The sequence below is a fragment of the Enterobacter cloacae complex sp. HYC042_NIDB genome, from assembly GCF_056673315.1.
This window is the reverse complement of record NZ_CP109650.1, coordinates 2,982,127-2,999,548: the sequence shown is the minus strand read 5'-3', so window position 1 is coordinate 2,999,548 and position 17,422 is coordinate 2,982,127. Positions and strand designations below refer to the sequence as shown.

The window sequence follows — 17,422 nt, the reverse complement described above, 5'->3', positions numbered from 1 at the left end:
ATGTGCCCGTTACGATCTTCTGGCGGGGAAGATTTTCCCGCCAGCCATTGTGGCGTTACTACCGCGCCTGCTTCTCTCTCAACCCGTTCGCTATTTAGCCGCTGCCTGATGCCAGGCCGAGCGCGAGCAGCCGCGACCGTAAAAGTGTAGTGGGGAAAGAAGAAGGAGACGAGAATGAAGGGAGAAATTCGCCCATCCGTTGCGGATGGGCGAAAGAGAGGATTAGTCGCACTGCACCTTAATGGCCAGACCGCCGCGCGACGTTTCACGGTACTTCGCGTTCATGTCTTTGCCGGTTTCGTACATGGTTTCGATAACCTTATCCAGCGACACGCGTGGTTCGCTGGTACGGCGCATTGCCATGCGCGAGGCGTTAATCGCTTTGACGGAGGCAATCGCGTTACGCTCAATGCACGGTACCTGCACCTGGCCTGCGACCGGGTCACAGGTCAGACCGAGGTTATGCTCCATGCCAATTTCCGCAGCCACGCAAACCTGTTCAGGGCTTGCGCCCAGCAGCTCTGCCAGACCGGCCGCCGCCATGGAGCAGGCCACGCCTACTTCACCCTGACAGCCCACTTCAGCGCCTGAAATGGACGCGTTCATCTTGTACAGCGCGCCGATAGCGCCTGCCGCGAGGAAATAACGGATATAAATATCCGGCGTCACAGGCTCGATAAAGTGATCGTAGTAGGCCAGCACCGCCGGAACGATCCCGCACGCACCGTTGGTTGGCGCAGTCACGACGCGCCCCCCTGCGGCGTTCTCTTCGTTCACCGCCAGAGCAAACATGTTCACCCAGTCAACTACGTTCATCGGGTCGTTAGAGAATTTGTCCGTGGTCACCAGCATACGGCGCAGGGCAGAGGCACGACGCGGCACGCGCAGTGGCCCTGGCAGTACGCCTTCGGTGTTCATCCCGCGATCGATACAGGCGCGCATGGTTTGCCACACGTTGGCAAAATAGTCTTCGATCTCTTTTTTGCTGTGCAGCGCCAGCTCGTTCTGCATCACCATGCCGGACAGCGACAAACCGGTCTCTTTGCAGTAGCCCAGCATCTCGGTGGCCGATTTGAACGGATAGGGCACGTTCACGTCGCCCGCGCTCTCTTTACCGAAATGCTCTTCGTCAACGATGAAGCCACCGCCGATGGAGTAGTAGGTTTTGCTGTAGATCTCTTTTTCGCCGCTCCAGGCGTGGATAGTCATGCCGTTTTCATGCAGCGGCAGGTTGTCGCTGCGAAAACGCATGCCGTCATCCTGCGGGAAATCCACTTCGTGCTGACCGTTAGCCAGCAGCAGGCGACCGCGCGCTTCCACGTCGCGGATGAATGCCGGGATGGCATCAATATCAACAGTGTCCGGCATATTGCCCGCCAGACCCATAATAATGGCGATATCGGTGTGGTGGCCTTTACCCGTTAATGACAGTGAACCGTAAACGTCTACGGCGACACGGGTAACGCTTTCCAGTAATCCTTTTTCGACCAGATCATCGACGAACTGTTTACCGGCCTTCATCGGCCCTACAGTGTGGGAAGAAGAAGGACCAATCCCCACTTTGAACATGTCGAATATACTAATCACTTTCACACTCCTGACAGGGTTACCGGGGTTCCAGTAACGATGTTATAACTGCGCATAGTGTAAGAGGGAACACCAACCTCGGCTTAACTATTCACATGAATTAAACTAATGGTTAGCGATGGGTTTTGCTAATAGCGCGACGCGGATCGCAAACCTGCAAAAAAGGCTGGAATGTAAAGTATAGTCAAGGCTTCAGGCCGATTTGTAGCGCCAGTTCACGAATGATGCCCGCCGTCATGCCCCAGACAAAATAATGCTGATACCAGGACAACCAGACCCGATGGTCGTGCCCCCGGCGATGGATATCCAGCGGATGATAGCGGCTTAGCCGGAGCGCCTCTTCAAGCGGCATCTCAAACACCGCAGAGACTTCGTCGACGCTGGCGTGATACTGAAGATTGGGGGGGATAATGCCGACGACCGGCGTGACCTGAAAGCCGGTCACGCTGTCGACGGGCGGCAGCACGCCGATGACTTCCACCGCGTCAGGCGGGATCGCCACCTCCTCCTGCGCTTCCCGCAGCGCGGCGGCAATCAGCGACGCATCGGTGCTGTCCACAGCGCCTCCCGGGAAGGCCACCTGACCGGCGTGTTTGCGCATATGCGGCGAACGCTGCGTAAGCAGCAGGCCCGGCTGTTCCCGGCGCACCACCGGGATCAGCACCGCCGCCTGACGCTGATTCAGCGTGGCGCGGTTGACCTGCGGCCGTAGCAGCTGAAAGCGCGACAGAAAATCATCCAGCGTCAGGTTCTCTTTCTCCACCGTTAGTTCTCCAGTTGCTTCAGGATGCGGTTCACCTTATCAAAGGTTTCCTGATATTCCGCCTCGGCCTGGCTGTCCGCCACAATGCCGCCGCCCGCAGAACAGTACAGATTGCCGCCGCAGGCCGTCAGCGTGCGAATGGTAATACTGGTATCCATGGTGCCGCACAGGCTGATATAGCCGATGCTGCCGCACCAGGCGTTGCGGCGGTGCGGTTCCAGTTCGTCGATGATTTCCATGGCGCGAATTTTTGGCGCACCGGTGATGGAGCCGCCCGGGAACGCGGCCCGGAGCAGATCGCAGGCGGTGCGAGAGGCGGGCAGACGCGCGGTGATGGTGCTGACCAGATGATGCACTGCCGGGAAAGGTTCGACGACGAACAGCTCCGGCACGCGCACGCTGCCTGGTTCGGCGACCCGGCCAATATCGTTACGCATCAGGTCGACAATCATCAGGTTTTCGGCGCGGTCCTTCGGTGACCCGGCGAGTTTCTCCGCCTGCTGGCGATCGGCGTCCGGATCGGCAAGGCGCGGCAGCGTGCCTTTAATCGGGCGGGTCTGAATCGTCCCTTCCGCCAGATGGATAAAACGCTCCGGCGACAGGCTGAGGATGGCCCCCTGTTTCAGACGTACGAACGCGCTGAACGGAGCCCTGTTGCTGGCATTGAGACGGGTAAACGCCTGCCACTCGTCCCCCTGGTATGCTGCCTGGAAACGCTGGGCAAGGTTAACCTGATAGCAGTCGCCGCTTTGCAGATAGGCCTGCACGCGGGAGAATTTTTCCGCGTATTCCGGCGCGGTCATGTTCGAGCGCCAGCCGGAGGTCAGGGTGAACGCCTCAGCTGGAGCAGGCTTCTGTGCCTCAAGCCAGGCCAGACGCGCCTGCACGTCATCATGGCTCAGCAGGGAGACCCTTTTTTTCTGGTGGTCCACAATCAACGCCCAGTCATACAGCCCCACGGCCATGTCCGGCAGGGCAATATCCGCCTGCGCATGCTCGGGCAGCATCTCGAAGCGGCGACCCAAATCGTAGCCAAACAGGCCCAGCGCGCCGCCCTGGAAGGGCAGGTCCAGGTTAGGGGTAGCGGATAAGCCCAGCGCGTTGATTTCCTGCTGAAGCTGCATCAGCGGATCGTCCGTCGTCGACAGATCGTCGGTCGTCAGCGTTTTCAGGGGATCGGCCACCAGAATATCGAAGCGGCTGTACGGGTGATCCGCATGGCCGGAGTGCAGCAGCATAGCAAAAGGAAGATGGCTCAGACGGGCAAACCAGAACTCAGCGGCGTCAGCGCGCCAGGGTAAGGTAACAACAGTGGGGAAGCGCATGTTCATGTATGGCATACTACCGGGCAGCGTGAAATAATTAGCGCGAATAATTTAGCAGGAGTTGACGATGTTTGCAGGTTTACCTTCTCTGAGCCATGAACAGCAGCAGAAAGCGGTTGAGCGAATTCAGGAACTGATGTCCCAGGGGATGAGCAGCGGACAGGCGATTTCCCAGGTGGCGGAGGAGCTGCGCGCCACCCATACCGGCGAGCGGATCGTGGCGCGTTTTGAGGATGAAGATGAAGAGTAATCGGGCTTAAACCGCCGCGATAATCTTGATCTCAACCTTGTATTCCGGTTTCATCAGCGTGGCCTGTACGGTGCAGCGTACAGGCGCGTGACCCGCTACCACCCACGCATCCCAGGCTTTGTTCATCGCCGCGAAATCGTCTTTATTTGCCAGGAAAATGGTCGCATCCAGAATGCGGGATTTATCGCTGCCCTGTTTTTCCAGCACGGCATCAATCTGCGCCAGGGTATTCGCCGTCTGTTCGAACGCATCCGCGTCCAGATTTGACGGTACACCGGTGTAATACAGCGTCTGGTTATGGATCACCACATCAGACCAGCGGGCTTCGGCATCAATGCGCACAATTGTCATAAACGTTTCCTCGTTATTTTTCGTCGTCAGGCGGCAAGACTGCCATATTGTTCTGCCGTCGTCACTATTTGGGGTGGCACAGGAGAAGATGGACTGACATAATCCCTGTGCAAAAATACAGTGAGAGAGCAACGTGGCAGACGATTTTTCCCCTGAAGGTCAATTAGCGCAGGCGATCCCCGGCTTCAAGCCCCGTGAGCCTCAGCGACAGATGGCGCACGCCGTTGCCCGCGCCATTGATAAGGCCCAGCCGCTGGTGGTTGAAGCCGGAACCGGCACGGGTAAGACCTATGCTTACCTTGCGCCGGCGCTGCGGGCGAAAAAGAAGGTGATAATTTCCACCGGATCGAAAGCGCTGCAGGATCAGCTCTACAGCCGCGACTTGCCCACGGTTGCGAAAGCGCTGAAATACAAAGGGCGTCTGGCCCTGCTGAAAGGGCGATCGAACTACCTGTGCCTGGAGCGACTCGAACAGCAGGCGCTGGCCGGCGGCGATCTGCCGGTTCAAACCCTGAGCGACGTCATTATCCTGCGCGCCTGGGCGAACCAGACCGAAGAGGGCGATATCAGCACCTGCGCGAGCGTGCCGGAAGACTCCCCGGCCTGGCCGCTGGTGACCAGCACCAACGACAACTGCCTCGGTAGCGACTGCCCGCTGTATAAAGACTGTTTTGTGGTGAAAGCGCGCAAAACCGCGATGGACGCAGACGTGGTGGTGGTGAACCACCACCTGTTCCTCGCGGACATGGTGGTTAAGGACAGCGGTTTCGGCGAGCTTATCCCGGAGGCGGACTTGATGATCTTCGATGAAGCCCATCAGTTGCCGGATATCGCCAGCCAGTATTTCGGCCAGTCGCTCTCCAGCCGCCAGCTACAGGATCTGGCGAAAGATTTTACCATTGCCTACCGGACCGAACTCAAAGATACCCAGCAGCTGCAGAAGTGTGCCGACCGTCTGGCGCAAAGCGCGCAGGATTTCCGCTTACAGCTTGGCGAGCCGGGCTATCGCGGCAACCTGCGCGAACTGCTGGCGGACAAAAATATCCAGCGCGCGCTGCTGCTGCTCGATGATGCACTTGAGCTCTGCTACGACGTGGCGAAGCTGTCCCTCGGACGCTCCGCGCTGCTTGACGCCGCCTTCGAGCGCGCCACGCTCTATCGCGGGCGGCTGAAACGGCTAAAAGAGATCAACCAGCCGGGGTACAGCTACTGGTATGAATGCACCTCGCGCCACTTTACCCTGGCGCTCACGCCGCTGACGGTGGCCGATAAATTCAAAGAGGTGATGGCGCAGAAGCCGGGAAGCTGGATATTCACTTCCGCAACCCTGTCTGTAAATGACGATCTGCACCACTTCACCGAGCGCCTCGGTATTGAGCAGGCGGAATCACTGCTGCTGCCCAGCCCGTTTGATTACGAAAAGCAGGCGCTGCTCTGCGTGCCACGCAATCTCCCGCTGCCGAACCAGCCGGGGGCGGCGCGGCATCTCGCGGCGATGCTCAAGCCGATGATTGAGGCCAACAACGGGCGCTGCTTTATGCTCTGCACCTCACACGCCATGATGCGCGATCTCGCCGAGCAGTTTCGCGCCACCATGACCCTCCCGGTGCTGCTGCAGGGGGAAACCAGTAAAGGCCAGCTGCTCCAGCAGTTTGTCAGCGCCGGTAACGCCCTGCTGGTGGCAACCAGCAGCTTCTGGGAAGGGGTGGACGTGCGCGGCGACACGCTCTCGCTGGTGATCATCGATAAGCTGCCGTTCACGTCGCCGGACGATCCGCTGCTCAAGGCGCGGATGGAAGACTGCCGCCTGCGCGGTGGCGATCCTTTCGACGACGTCCAACTACCGGACGCGGTCATCACGCTTAAGCAGGGGGTAGGGCGACTGATCCGTGACGTCACCGACCGCGGCGTGCTGGTGATCTGCGATAACCGCCTGGTGATGCGTCCTTACGGCGCAACCTTCCTCGCCAGCCTGCCGCCCGCCCCGCGTACGCGGGACATTAAACGCGCGGTGCGTTTCCTGGCAAACCCAACGGCGGAGTAATTCGCTCCGGAGTGTGCTAAGATGCGCGCCATTTTGTGACTGACCCTTGCGAGAGCGCGACAACTGATGCGAATTCTGGCTATTGATACCGCGACAGAGGCTTGCTCTGTTGCTCTGTTAAACGACGGTGCTGTTTCTGCTCATTTCGAAGAGTGCCCACGGGAACACACCCAGCGTATTCTGCCCCTGGTAAAAGCCATTTTAACCCAGGGCAACACCACCTTAACCGACCTCGACGCGCTGGCCTTTGGCCGCGGCCCCGGCAGCTTTACGGGCGTGCGCATTGGGATTGGCATCGCGCAGGGGCTGGCGCTGGGCGCTGACCTGCCGATGATCGGCGTCTCTACGCTTGCGACGATGGCGGAGGGAGCCTGGCGCATGACGGGCGCGACCCGCGTGCTCGCCGCTATTGACGCTCGCATGGGTGAAGTTTACTGGGCGGAATATACCCGCGATGAAAACGGCGTCTGGCACGGCGAAGAGACGGAAGCAGTGCTTAAGCCTGAAGCCGTTACTGAGCGCCTGAAGCAGCTGTCCGGCGAGTGGGCGACGGTCGGCACGGGCTGGCCGGCGTGGCCAGAGATGGCGAGCGGCACCGGCGTGACGCTGGTGGACGGCAACATGCTCCTGCCTGCGGCAGAAGATATGCTCCCGATTGCCCGTCAACTGCTTGCAGCAGGAAAAACCGTTGCCGTTGAGCATGCGGAGCCGGTTTATTTGCGAAACACCGTCGCGTGGAAGAAACTTCCGGGCCGCGAATGAATCTCAGTAACAGGAACTGAGAAAAAGGAGTCGCATCATGGCGGTTCAGACTAAAGTAGTACGCCTTTTTATGGCAGGCGCGGTTGCCATAGCACTGAGCGGTTGCGTAACCGTACCTGATGCGATCAAGGGCAGCAGCCCGACGCCACAGCAGGATCTGGTTCGGGTAATGAATGCGCCCGAGCTTTACGTCGGCCAGGAAGCCCGCTTCGGTGGGAAAGTGATCGACGTGCAGAACCAGCAGGGGAAAACCCGTCTGGAAATTGCCACGGTACCGCTCGACAGCGGCGCGCGTCCCGTACTCGGTGAAGCCTCTCGCGGGCGTATCTATGCCGACGTTAGTGGTTTCCTCGACCCGGTCGATTTTCGCGGACAGCTGGTAACCGTTGTCGGGCCGATTACCGGTTCGGTGCAGGGCAAAATCGGCAACACGCCGTACAAATTTATGACCATGCAGGTGAACGGCTATAAGCGCTGGCGTATCGCCCAGCAGGTGGTGATGCCGCCTCAGCCAATCGACCCGTGGATGTGGGGTCCACATCCTTATCGTTACGGTTATCCGGGATGGGGCTGGTATAACCCGGGCCCTGCACAGGTTCAAACGATCGTAACTGAGTAACTTACTGTTATTGTTAAGAAAGAGACAGCGGCTCAGCCGCTGTCTCTGTTTTTTTACGGATAAAACGAAAAAAAAGAGTGACGCGCTTCGCAACCTGCAATCTGAACAATTAATAAACTGGTACGCTGAGTTAATATAATGTTAACAAACTGTTTATTATCGGGGCTGTGATGACGACGAACACTCATTTCAGAGGTGATGCATTGCAAAAGGTTTGGCTTAACCGTTATCCCGCAGATGTGCCTGCGGAGATCAATCCTGACCGTTATCAATCCCTGGTGGAATTATTTGAGCACTCGGTAAGACGTTACGCAGACCAGCCCGCGTTTGTGAATATGGGCGAGGTGATGACGTTCCGTAAGCTTGAGGAGCGTAGCCGGGCGTTTGCGGCTTATCTGCAGGAAGGACTTGGGCTGCAAAAAGGGGATCGCGTCGCGCTGATGATGCCGAACCTGCTGCAATACCCGGTGGCGCTATTTGGCATCCTGCGTGCCGGGATGATTGTGGTCAACGTTAACCCGCTTTACACGCCGCGCGAGCTTGAACATCAGCTGAACGACAGCGGGGCGGTGGCGATTGTCATTGTTTCTAACTTTGCCCATACCCTGGAAAAAGTGGTCGACAAAACCCAGGTGAAGCACGTCATCCTGACGCGCATGGGCGATCAGCTTTCCACCGCCAAAGGAACGCTGGTCAACTTTGTCGTTAAATACGTCAAACGTCTGGTACCAAAATACCATCTGCCGGATGCTATCTCTTTCCGCCGCGCGCTGCATGCGGGCTATCGCATGCAGTACGTCAAGCCTGAAGTCGTCTCCGAAGACCTGGCCTTCCTGCAATATACGGGCGGCACCACCGGCGTGGCCAAAGGCGCGATGCTGACCCACCGCAACATGCTGGCAAACCTTGAGCAGGTCAATGCCACCTACGGGCCGCTGCTGCATCCGGGTAAAGAGCTGGTAATTACCGCGCTGCCGCTGTATCACATCTTCGCGCTGACCATGAACTGCCTGTTGTTTATCGAGCTGGGCGGGCAAAACGTATTGATCACCAACCCGCGCGATATCCCGGGTCTGGTGAAAGAGCTGGCAAAATACCCGTTTACCGCCATGACCGGGGTGAACACCCTGTTTAACGCGCTGCTCAACAACAAAGAGTTCCAGCAGCTTGATTTCTCCACGCTGCATCTCTCCGCGGGCGGCGGCATGCCGGTTCAGCAGGCGGTGGCCGAGCGCTGGGTGAAGCTAACCGGGCAATATCTGCTGGAAGGCTACGGCCTGACGGAGTGTGCCCCGCTGGTGAGCGTCAACCCGCACGATATCGACTACCACAGCGGCAGCATCGGCCTGCCGGTCCCGTCGACGGAAGCAAAGCTGGTGGATGATGAGGATAACGAAGTGCCTCACGGCGAGCCGGGCGAACTGTGCGTCAGAGGGCCGCAGGTAATGCTGGGTTACTGGCAGCGCCCTGATGCGACCGACGAAATCATTAAAGACGGCTGGCTTCACACCGGCGATATTGCGGTGATGGATGACGAAGGCTTCCTGCGCATCGTCGATCGCAAAAAAGATATGATCCTGGTCTCCGGCTTCAACGTCTATCCGAACGAAATCGAAGACGTGGTGATGCAGCACAGCGGCGTGCTGGAAGTGGCGGCGGTGGGCGTTCCTTCCGGCAGCAGCGGTGAAGCGGTAAAGATATTTGTGGTCAAGAAAGATCCTTCTCTTACCGAGGAAGCGCTGATAACGTTTTGTCGCCGTCAGCTGACGGGCTATAAAGTGCCGAAGCTGGTGGAATTCCGCGATGAGCTGCCGAAATCCAACGTCGGGAAGATATTACGACGAGAATTACGTGACGAAGCCCGTGCCAAAGTAGACAATAAGGCCTGAGCTTCACGTTAATCGCCCAGACGCCGGTTAAGCCGGCGTTTTTTATGGGCGCAAACAAAAGAGAATCCGATTTGAATTACCAGATGATCACGACCAACGACGAGCTGGCTTCGCTGTGCGAAGTGACGCGCGACTTTCCTGCCATCGCTCTGGATACCGAGTTTGTCCGTACTCGCACCTATTATCCACAGCTGGGTTTGATACAGATGTACGACGGTAAGCACGTCTCGCTGATTGACCCGCTCGGCATTACCGACTGGGCGCCGATGCGTGACCTGCTGCTGGATACTGCGGTAACGAAATATCTGCACGCGGGCAGTGAAGATCTGGAAGTCTTTCTTAACACCTTTGGCATCATGCCTCAGCCGCTGATTGATACGCAGATCCTCGCGGCGTTCAGCGGTCGTCCGCTGTCGTGGGGCTTTGCCGCCATGGTGGAGGAGTACACGGGCCTGACGCTGGATAAAAGTGAATCCCGTACCGACTGGCTGGCCCGTCCGCTTACCGAGCGTCAGCTGGAATATGCGGCGGCAGACGTGTTTTACCTGTTGCCGATTGCCGGACAGCTGATGAAAGAGGCGGAAGCCTCCGGCTGGCTCTCTGCCGCGCTGGACGAGTGCCGTATGACGCAGCAGCGTCGCCAGGAAGTGGTCGACCCGAAAGAGGCCTGGCGTGATATCACCAACGCCTGGCAGCTTCGCACGCGTCAGCTGGCCTGCCTGCAGCTGTTAGCGGACTGGCGTTTGCGTAAAGCGCGCGAGCGCGATTTGGCCGTGAATTTTGTGGTGCGTGAAGAGCATCTCTGGGCGGTCGCGCGCTATATGCCGGGCAGCCTGGGCGAACTGGACAGCATTGGCCTTTCCGGCAGCGAGATCCGTTTCCATGGTAAAACCCTGCTGGCGCTGGTCGCCAAAGCGCAGGCGCTGCCGGAGGATGCACTGCCTGAGACGCTGCTGAATCTCATGGATATGCCGGGCTATCGTAAAGCATTTAAGGATATCAAAGCGCTGGTGCAGGATGTCGCAACGGAAAGCAAGCTGAGCGCTGAACTGCTGGCGTCACGCAGACAAATTAACCAGCTGCTGAACTGGCACTGGAAGCTGAAACCGCAGAATGGCGTGCCGGAACTGATGGCTGGCTGGCGCGGGGTATTGATGGCCGATCGCCTGAATACCTTGCTGGAAGGTTATCCGCGATAAAAATATGCCGGGCGATATACCCGGCATATTCTCCCCGGTGGCGCTGCGCTTACCGGGGCTACGACACCAGGAACCTACGGACGCGACTCTTCCGCTTCCGGAAGCGTTACGTTCAGCTCCAGAATCGAAATATCCCCGTCTTTTTGCTCCAGCTGTACGGTGACCATCTCCGGGTCAATCTGCACATACTTACAGATCACTTCCAGGATGTCCTTGCGCAGCTGCGGCAGGTAGTGAGGCTCGGCGTCGCTACGACGACGCTCCGCAACGATAATTTGCAGGCGTTCTTTTGCGATGTTGGCGGTGCTTTTTTTCCGCGAGAGAAAAAAGTCCAGTAATGCCATAACTTATCCTCCGAACAGGCGTTTGAGGAAACCTTTCTTTTCTTCTTCAATGAAGCGGAAAGGACGTTCTTCTCCCAGCAGACGGTCAACGGTATCGGCGTAAGCTTTACCTGCATCTGCCGTTGTATCAAGGATCACGGGCTCGCCCTGGTTAGAGGCGCGTAATACGGACTGGTCTTCCGGGATAACGCCAACCAGTTTAATGCGCAGGATCTCCAGCACGTCTTCCATGCTCAGCATGTCACCTTTGTTTACGCGACCCGGGTTATAGCGGGTCAGCAGGAGGTGCTCTTTAATCGGATCCTGGCCATTTTCCGCACGGCGGGATTTGGAAGCCAGAATACCGAGAATACGGTCGGAGTCACGCACGGAGGAGACTTCCGGGTTGGTGGTGATGATCGCTTCATCAGCAAAGTAGAGCGCCATCAGGGCACCGGTTTCAATGCCGGCAGGGGAGTCACAGACGATGAAGTCGAACTCCATTTTTTTCAGCTCGTCGAGTACCTTTTCCACGCCTTCACGGGTCAGGGCATCTTTATCACGCGTCTGAGAAGCCGGAAGAATGAAGAGGTTCTCGGTGCGCTTGTCTTTAATCAGCGCCTGGTTCAGCGTGGCATCGCCCTGAATGACGTTCACGAAGTCATATACGACGCGACGCTCACATCCCATGATGAGGTCGAGGTTACGCAGACCGATATCGAAGTCGATAACGACGGTTTTCTTTCCCTTCTGGGCCAAACCAGTAGCGATGGCCGCGCTGGAGGTGGTCTTGCCAACGCCTCCTTTACCCGAAGTAACAACAATAATGCGTGCCATAGAAATTCCTTGTTAAAAAGGGATTAATTCAACGGTTGAACGGTCAACGCGTCGTCTGCCAGAAGCAGGCGAGCCGCTTTGCCATAAAATTCGGCTGGGATCTTGTCGCTCAGCCAATATTCACCTGCGATGGACACCAGTTCCGCCGTCAGATGAGTACAAAATATTTGCGCGTCCCGATCGCCACTTGCGCCCGCGAGCGCACGTCCACGCATCATACCGTAAACGTGAATATTGCCATCTGCAATAAGCTCTGCGCCAGCGCTGACGTGGCTTGTAACAATTAGATCACAGTTTGGCGCATAAATGCGCTGACCGGAACGAACCGGCACATCAATCATTCGCGTTTTTGTGAGAGCGGTAACGTTTTGCGCCGCAGGAGGGGGCGTTTGTACGGCAGCGGGTGCTGCACGTGGGGTTTTTTCTTTGCCTTCATTAAGAAGAGGCAGCCCCGCACGGTCGATTTCCGCTTTCAGCTCGGGATCTTTGCAGCCGCTGATGCCGACAATACGCAGCCCGGTAGAGGAGACCGCCTGCTGGAGACGTGTCCAGTTAACCGGCGCCTCAAGACCGCTGACGTTGATGACGACGGGGGCGTGCTTCAGAAAGGCGGGAGCCTGGGCGATTTTGTCTTCTAACGCCTGACGAATAACCTCGGGTTTTGCATCATGCAAATGAACCACTGATAAGGTGAAGCTACTGCCTTTAAGCTCGATGGGCGTGTTTGACATCCTGGCCTTACTCAATTTGCTATTAACCGCAACCATTCGCTGCGATATTCCGAAGAGTATCAGGCATGTTATAGTCAGGAGTATATTGAGGCAAGCAACCACCCATTAATTCAGAGTAAAAACATGTTTTGTGTGATCTACAGAAGTACAAGCCGTGACCAGACCTATCTTTATGTCGAAAAGAAAGACGATTTTTCACGCGTGCCGGAAGAATTAATGAAGAACTTTGGCCGACCACAGCTGGCGATGCTGCTGCCGCTGGACGGCCGTAAGAAACTGGTGAATGCCGATCTGGAAAAAGTGAAAACGGCATTAGCCGAGCAGGGCTATTATTTACAGCTTCCACCGCCGCCTGAGAATTTATTAAAACAGCACCTCGAGGCGTCCGGGAAAAAATAGCCTCAGCTGTTTTCGGGCATAACACATCAACCGATTAGGGGTCGAGCATGTATCAACATCATAACTGGCAAGGTGCATTACTGGATTATCCCGTCAGCAAAGTGGTCTGCGTGGGCAGCAACTATGCGAAGCATATTCAGGAGATGGGCAGCGCAACCCCAGAAGAGCCGGTCCTGTTTATTAAGCCCGAGACGGCGCTATGCGACATCCGCCAGCCGCTGGCGCTGCCGCAGGGGCTGGGGTCGGTGCATCACGAAGTAGAGCTTGCCGTGCTGATCGGCGCCACGCTGCGCCAGGCTTCCGAAGAGCATGTCGAGAAAGCGATTGCCGGCTACGGCGTGGCGCTGGATCTGACCCTGCGCGACGTGCAGGGCAAAATGAAGAAGGCAGGGCAGCCGTGGGAAAAAGCCAAAGGCTTTGATAACGCATGTCCGATTTCAGGGTTTGTTCCGGTGAATGAATTTACCAACGATCCGCAGGACACTCCGCTCAGCCTGAAGGTTAACGGCGAGATCCGCCAGCAGGGCACCACGGCAGATATGATCCACAAGATCGTGCCGCTGATCGCCTACATGAGCCGTTTCTTCACCCTGAAGCCGGGCGATGTGATCCTCACCGGCACGCCGGAAGGCGTGGGCCCGCTCGCCAGCGGCGATGAGCTTGAGGTCGGTTTTAACGGCCTGTCGCTAAAAACCCGCGTGCTGTAACCGCATCTTGCCGCCTGCAAAGGGCGGCAAAACTTGCAACCACGTGCCAGACTCGTTATAAGGTGCGCTTTCTTTTGACGTGTGGACATCCTGATGAACGACATTCCTTTCTGGCAAAGCAAAACTCTTGACCAAATGACCGACGCGGAGTGGGAATCGTTGTGCGACGGCTGCGGGCAGTGCTGCCTGCACAAGCTGATGGATGAAGACTCCGATGAGATCTATTTCACCAACGTCGCCTGCAGGCAGCTGAACATTAAAACCTGCCAGTGCCGCAACTACGAACGCCGCTTTGAGTTCGAGCCGGACTGCATCAAGCTCACCCGTGAAAATCTGCCGACTTTTGAGTGGCTGCCGCACACCTGCGCGTATCGCCTGCTGGCGGAAGGGAAAGATCTACCGGCCTGGCATCCTCTGCTGACCGGTTCAAAAGCGGCGATGCACGGCGAGCGTATCTCGGTACGCCACATTGCGGTGAAGGAGTCCGAGGTACGGGACTGGGAAGATCACATCATGAATCACCCTAATCGGTGATAATAAAAAACCCGCCGTGGCGGGTTTTTGCTTTTACCTTCCAAACAAATCGCGTTTCTTCGGTTTGAATGGCTGAGCAATCAGCACCAGCAGCGCCACGACGAAGTAGGCCACAAAAATTCCCACCAGCCACTGCGGCATCTCCAGCGTCAGGAATTCCCACTGACGTACGGAGCAGTCACCGGATGCGACAAACACCTGCGGAAGCCACTTATCCAACGGCAGCCAGCTCGGGAAGCGGGCGGCGAAATCACAGGTCATAAACGGTGACGGATGCAGCTGCATCATGGTGTGCTGCCAGGAAAGCTCAATACCTTTCCAGGCGCTGTACAGCCAGATGGCAATACCCACATAGCGCAACGGCGTTTTTGGGGCAATTGCGCCCACCAGGCCTGCACCCATAATGCCGAACAGCGCGCAGCGCTCGTAGATGCACAGCACGCAGGGCTTGAGTCCCATCACGTGCTGGAACCACAGCGCAACCATTTCCAGCGCAAAGGCGGTCAGGGCCATCAATAACCACGCTCCGCGACCGCGGGAGCACTGGTTTAAAAATCTCAACATAATCATTTCCCTGGAACATGCTTAGAAAGCGCAGTGTAAACGAATTTTAATGCGCCGCAAGTATACCCGCTTGTAGCAGCCATTGCGTACAGGGAACGAGAGTAATTTTGATGCACAGCAAACCAACAACGGTGAGCACCAGCGTGTACGGCAGCGCCATCCAGACCATTCTTCCATAAGAAAGCCGTATGAGCGGTGCCAGCGCCGAGGTCAGCAGGAAGAGAAATGCCGCCTGGCCGTTCGGTGTTGCAACGGAGGGCAGGTTTGTTCCGGTGTTGATGGCTACTGCCAGCAGGTCGAACTGCCCGGTGCTGACGATCCCTTGCTCCATCGCCGCTTTGGCCTCATTGATATACACCGTCCCGACAAAGACGTTATCGGAAATAGAGGACAACAGGCCGTTAAAGAGATAGAACAGCGTAAGCTGCGAGTCCGGCGAGGCCTGAAGCACAAACGCGATAATCGGTGCGAAAAGGTGTTGGTCAATAATCACCGCCACGACCGCAAAAAAGACCGCCAGCAGCGCGGTAAACGGCAGGGCTTCGGTAAAGGCTTTACCAATAGCATGTTCGTCCGTTACCCCGCTAAAGGTGGTGGCAAGAATAATGACGGAGAGGCCAATCAACCCGACTTCGGCAAGATGCAACGCCAGCGCGGCGATAAGCCAGATGCCGATGATCCCCTGCGCAATCAGACGCAGCGTCTCCTGGCGCGTACGCTGTTTGCGGCTCTGCTCGTCAAATTTATGCAGTTCTTTGCGGACCGGTTCAGGCAGCTGTGCGCCGTAGCCGAACAGCCTGAATTTTTCGACCAGAATGCAGGTCGCTAACCCGCAGACCAGAACAGGCACGCTGACGGGGGCCATGCGCAGGAAAAACTCGCCAAAATGCCATTCAGCCGCTTTCGCGATGATCAGGTTTTGCGGCTCGCCCACCATGGTCATCACGCCGCCCAACGCCGTACCGACCCCTGCGTGCATCATCAGGCTGCGCAGAAACGCGCGGAACTGTTCCAGCACGTCGCGGTTATGCGCCTCGACGTGGCTATCGTCCTGTAAATCCTCACTTGGGCGAGAGGAGGCCACGCGGTGATAAATGCCGTAAAATCCGACGGCGACGCTGATCACCACCGCGACAACGGTGAGCGCATCCAGGAAGGCCGACAGAAAGGCGGCGGCAAGGCAAAACGCCAGCGAGAGGATCGTTTTTGACGTAATGCTCAGCAGCAGGCGGGTAAAGATAAACAGCAGCAGCTGTTTCATAAAGTAGATACCGGCCACCATAAAAATGAGCAGCAGGAGTACTTCCAGATTGGAGGCCAGCTCTGCTTTTACATGCTCTGCGGACGTCATGCCGATGACAACGGCTTCAAACGCCAGCAAACCGCCGGGCAGCAGGGGATAACACTTCAGCGCCATGGCCAGGGTGAAGATAAATTCTGCCACCAGCAGCCACCCGGCGATAAACGGATCCACGCTAAAAATGATGGGATTAACGACCAGGAAAACCAGCAGTATCAGTTTGTACCAGTCAGGAGAATGACCTAAAAAATTGCGCCACAGCGCGCGCCCAAAAGAAATTTCCACAACAGACGTCCTTCCCGTTAAGTAATACAAAACATCAGTATACGCAAAAATCACGGCCCGGAGGCGGATAAGACCGCATTGTAAATTTCACAAAAATGAAACGGCGATCCCTCTTTTCTCACTTTGCCGCGCTACCTGCCGTTGCACGCCTCTGGTATGATGAGTCCAATTTGCAAAAAGCTGTGTAATGGAAATCTCACTATGGTCATTAAGGCGCAGAGCCCGGCGGGTTTCGCGGAAGAGTACATCATTGAAAGCATCTGGAATAATCGTTTCCCTGCGGGGTCCATTCTTCCGGCTGAACGCGAACTCTCTGAACTGATTGGCGTCACTCGCACCACGCTGCGTGAAGTGCTTCAGCGACTGGCGCGTGATGGATGGTTGACGATCCAGCACGGCAAGCCAACAAAGGTAAACAACTTCTGGGAAACCTCGGGGCTGAACATTCTAGAAACGCTGGCGCGCCTCGACCACGAAAGCGTGCCGCAGCTGATTGATAATCTGCTCTCCGTGCGCACCAACATCGCGACTATTTTTATTCGTACCGCTTTCCGTCAGCATCCTGAAGATGCGCTTGCGGTGCTGGCCAGCGCGAATGAAGTTGAAGATCACGCCGACGCTTTTGCCACCCTCGATTACAACGTGTTTCGCGGCCTGGCGTTTGCCTCCGGCAACCCGGTTTACGGCCTGATCCTCAACGGTATGAAAGGGCTCTATACCCGCATTGGTCGTCACTACTTCGCTAACCCTGAAGCCCGCAGTCTGGCGCTGGGCTTCTACCATAAGCTGAGCAAGCTCTGCACCGAAGGCCTGCACGATCAGGTTTATGAAACCGTACGCCGCTACGGCCACGACTCCGGTGAAATCTGGCACCGTATGCAGAAAACGCTGCCGGGCGATTTGGCGATTCAGAGTCGCTAAAATAAAAAACCTCTCAATCGAGAGGTTTTTTT

General features: G+C 56.8%; 19 protein-coding genes. 10 read left to right on the top strand and 9 right to left on the bottom strand.

The annotated features are described in order from the left end of the window. Positions 1–222 precede the first annotated feature (222 nt). The 3 genes from sdaA to pabB form a co-directional block, all read right to left on the bottom strand. Entirely contained in the window at positions 223–1,587 is a 1,365-nt protein-coding gene (gene sdaA / locus OKF39_RS14400) for an L-serine ammonia-lyase (RefSeq protein ID WP_028013531.1), read from the bottom strand. Between the two features lie 184 nt (positions 1,588–1,771). Then, positions 1,772–2,350: a CoA pyrophosphatase gene (locus OKF39_RS14395; protein WP_028013530.1), complete on the bottom strand. Its 579-nt coding sequence runs from the start codon at positions 2,348–2,350 to the stop codon at positions 1,772–1,774. A 2-nt stretch (positions 2,351–2,352) separates the two neighbouring features. Next, on the bottom strand, positions 2,353–3,681 hold the full coding sequence (gene pabB / locus OKF39_RS14390; protein ID WP_288764608.1) for an aminodeoxychorismate synthase component 1: 1,329 nt from the start codon (positions 3,679–3,681) through the stop codon (positions 2,353–2,355). Between the two features lie 61 nt (positions 3,682–3,742). Between pabB and OKF39_RS14385 the strand changes: the two genes are divergently transcribed. Further along, on the top strand, positions 3,743–3,925 hold the full coding sequence (locus tag OKF39_RS14385) for a YoaH family protein (protein WP_008500497.1): 183 nt from the start codon (positions 3,743–3,745) through the stop codon (positions 3,923–3,925). A gap of 6 nt (positions 3,926–3,931) precedes the next feature. Here OKF39_RS14385 and OKF39_RS14380 read toward each other — a convergent pair whose 3' ends face one another. After that, entirely contained in the window at positions 3,932–4,276 is a 345-nt protein-coding gene (locus OKF39_RS14380) for a RidA family protein (RefSeq protein ID WP_028013528.1), read from the bottom strand. Positions 4,277–4,409: 133 nt separating this feature from the next. Here OKF39_RS14380 and yoaA point away from each other — a divergent pair, with 133 nt between their 5' ends. The 5 genes from yoaA to rnd all read left to right on the top strand — a co-directional run bounded on the left by yoaA (position 4,410) and on the right by rnd (position 10,789). After that, positions 4,410–6,320, top strand: a complete 1,911-nt coding sequence (gene yoaA, locus OKF39_RS14375; RefSeq protein ID WP_479983079.1) for a DNA repair helicase YoaA — start codon at positions 4,410–4,412, stop codon at positions 6,318–6,320. Between the two features lie 66 nt (positions 6,321–6,386). Further along, the gene (gene tsaB / locus OKF39_RS14370) at positions 6,387–7,082 is read left to right on the top strand and encodes a tRNA (adenosine(37)-N6)-threonylcarbamoyltransferase complex dimerization subunit type 1 TsaB (protein ID WP_047367799.1); all 696 of its coding nucleotides are present in this window, start codon (positions 6,387–6,389) and stop codon (positions 7,080–7,082) included. A 37-nt stretch (positions 7,083–7,119) separates the two neighbouring features. After that, positions 7,120–7,701 (top strand): Slp family lipoprotein, encoded by a 582-nt coding sequence (locus OKF39_RS14365; RefSeq protein ID WP_041909497.1) that lies wholly within the window; start codon positions 7,120–7,122, stop codon positions 7,699–7,701. Positions 7,702–7,904: 203 nt separating this feature from the next. After that, positions 7,905–9,590 carry a long-chain-fatty-acid--CoA ligase FadD gene (gene fadD / locus OKF39_RS14360; RefSeq protein WP_072252102.1) on the top strand — a complete coding sequence of 562 codons (1,686 nt, stop codon included), beginning with the start codon at positions 7,905–7,907 and terminating at the stop codon, positions 9,588–9,590. A gap of 71 nt (positions 9,591–9,661) precedes the next feature. Beyond that, positions 9,662–10,789, top strand: a complete 1,128-nt coding sequence (rnd, locus tag OKF39_RS14355) for a ribonuclease D (RefSeq protein WP_028013523.1) — start codon at positions 9,662–9,664, stop codon at positions 10,787–10,789. A 74-nt stretch (positions 10,790–10,863) separates the two neighbouring features. Here rnd and minE read toward each other — a convergent pair whose 3' ends face one another. The 3 genes from minE to minC are packed head-to-tail and all read right to left on the bottom strand — an operon-like array spanning position 10,864 to position 12,680. After that, complete coding sequence (gene minE / locus OKF39_RS14350; protein WP_010432714.1) at positions 10,864–11,133, bottom strand: cell division topological specificity factor MinE; 270 nt, start codon at positions 11,131–11,133, stop codon at positions 10,864–10,866. 3 nt (positions 11,134–11,136) lie between these two features. Next, the gene (minD, locus tag OKF39_RS14345) at positions 11,137–11,949 is read right to left on the bottom strand and encodes a septum site-determining protein MinD (RefSeq protein ID WP_028013522.1); all 813 of its coding nucleotides are present in this window, start codon (positions 11,947–11,949) and stop codon (positions 11,137–11,139) included. 23 nt (positions 11,950–11,972) lie between these two features. Further along, complete coding sequence (gene minC, locus OKF39_RS14340; RefSeq protein WP_028013521.1) at positions 11,973–12,680, bottom strand: septum site-determining protein MinC; 708 nt, start codon at positions 12,678–12,680, stop codon at positions 11,973–11,975. Positions 12,681–12,803: 123 nt separating this feature from the next. Between minC and OKF39_RS14335 the strand changes: the two genes are divergently transcribed. The 3 genes from OKF39_RS14335 (at position 12,804) to OKF39_RS14325 (ending at position 14,320) form a co-directional block, all read left to right on the top strand. Then, positions 12,804–13,079 carry a YcgL domain-containing protein gene (locus tag OKF39_RS14335; RefSeq protein ID WP_041909499.1) on the top strand — a complete coding sequence of 92 codons (276 nt, stop codon included), beginning with the start codon at positions 12,804–12,806 and terminating at the stop codon, positions 13,077–13,079. Between the two features lie 47 nt (positions 13,080–13,126). Then, positions 13,127–13,786: a fumarylacetoacetate hydrolase family protein gene (locus OKF39_RS14330; protein WP_028013519.1), complete on the top strand. Its 660-nt coding sequence runs from the start codon at positions 13,127–13,129 to the stop codon at positions 13,784–13,786. Between the two features lie 93 nt (positions 13,787–13,879). Beyond that, positions 13,880–14,320 carry a YcgN family cysteine cluster protein gene (locus tag OKF39_RS14325; protein ID WP_028013518.1) on the top strand — a complete coding sequence of 147 codons (441 nt, stop codon included), beginning with the start codon at positions 13,880–13,882 and terminating at the stop codon, positions 14,318–14,320. Between the two features lie 33 nt (positions 14,321–14,353). Here the strand turns inward: OKF39_RS14325 and dsbB are convergent, their stop codons facing one another. Together dsbB and nhaB are read right to left on the bottom strand one after the other, a co-directional pair. Beyond that, on the bottom strand, positions 14,354–14,884 hold the full coding sequence (gene dsbB, locus OKF39_RS14320; RefSeq protein ID WP_028013517.1) for a disulfide bond formation protein DsbB: 531 nt from the start codon (positions 14,882–14,884) through the stop codon (positions 14,354–14,356). Positions 14,885–14,930: 46 nt separating this feature from the next. Continuing rightward, positions 14,931–16,469 carry a sodium/proton antiporter NhaB gene (nhaB, locus tag OKF39_RS14315; RefSeq protein WP_028013516.1) on the bottom strand — a complete coding sequence of 513 codons (1,539 nt, stop codon included), beginning with the start codon at positions 16,467–16,469 and terminating at the stop codon, positions 14,931–14,933. A gap of 201 nt (positions 16,470–16,670) precedes the next feature. Between nhaB and fadR the strand changes: the two genes are divergently transcribed. Further along, positions 16,671–17,390, top strand: coding sequence for a fatty acid metabolism transcriptional regulator FadR (fadR, locus tag OKF39_RS14310; protein ID WP_028013515.1), 720 nt, complete (start codon positions 16,671–16,673; stop codon positions 17,388–17,390). Positions 17,391–17,422: the final 32 nt, after the last annotated feature.

Excerpts from the sequence above, each read along its gene's own strand:
- tsaB (WP_047367799.1), top strand. The coding sequence starts at position 6,387 with ATGCGAATTCTGGCTATTGATACCGCGACAGAGGCTTGCTCTGTTGCT.
- OKF39_RS14365 (WP_041909497.1), top strand. The coding sequence starts at position 7,120 with ATGGCGGTTCAGACTAAAGTAGTACGCCTTTTTATGGCAGGCGCGGTT.
- minC (WP_028013521.1), bottom strand. The coding sequence starts at position 12,680 with ATGTCAAACACGCCCATCGAGCTTAAAGGCAGTAGCTTCACCTTATCA.
- OKF39_RS14385 (WP_008500497.1), top strand. The coding sequence starts at position 3,743 with ATGTTTGCAGGTTTACCTTCTCTGAGCCATGAACAGCAGCAGAAAGCG.
- OKF39_RS14335 (WP_041909499.1), top strand. The coding sequence starts at position 12,804 with ATGTTTTGTGTGATCTACAGAAGTACAAGCCGTGACCAGACCTATCTT.
- pabB (WP_288764608.1), bottom strand. The coding sequence starts at position 3,681 with ATGAACATGCGCTTCCCCACTGTTGTTACCTTACCCTGGCGCGCTGAC.
- OKF39_RS14325 (WP_028013518.1), top strand. The coding sequence starts at position 13,880 with ATGAACGACATTCCTTTCTGGCAAAGCAAAACTCTTGACCAAATGACC.
- fadR (WP_028013515.1), top strand. The coding sequence starts at position 16,671 with ATGGTCATTAAGGCGCAGAGCCCGGCGGGTTTCGCGGAAGAGTACATC.
- OKF39_RS14380 (WP_028013528.1), bottom strand. The coding sequence starts at position 4,276 with ATGACAATTGTGCGCATTGATGCCGAAGCCCGCTGGTCTGATGTGGTG.
- OKF39_RS14330 (WP_028013519.1), top strand. The coding sequence starts at position 13,127 with ATGTATCAACATCATAACTGGCAAGGTGCATTACTGGATTATCCCGTC.
- minE (WP_010432714.1), bottom strand. The coding sequence starts at position 11,133 with ATGGCATTACTGGACTTTTTTCTCTCGCGGAAAAAAAGCACCGCCAAC.
- minD (WP_028013522.1), bottom strand. The coding sequence starts at position 11,949 with ATGGCACGCATTATTGTTGTTACTTCGGGTAAAGGAGGCGTTGGCAAG.
- dsbB (WP_028013517.1), bottom strand. The coding sequence starts at position 14,884 with ATGTTGAGATTTTTAAACCAGTGCTCCCGCGGTCGCGGAGCGTGGTTA.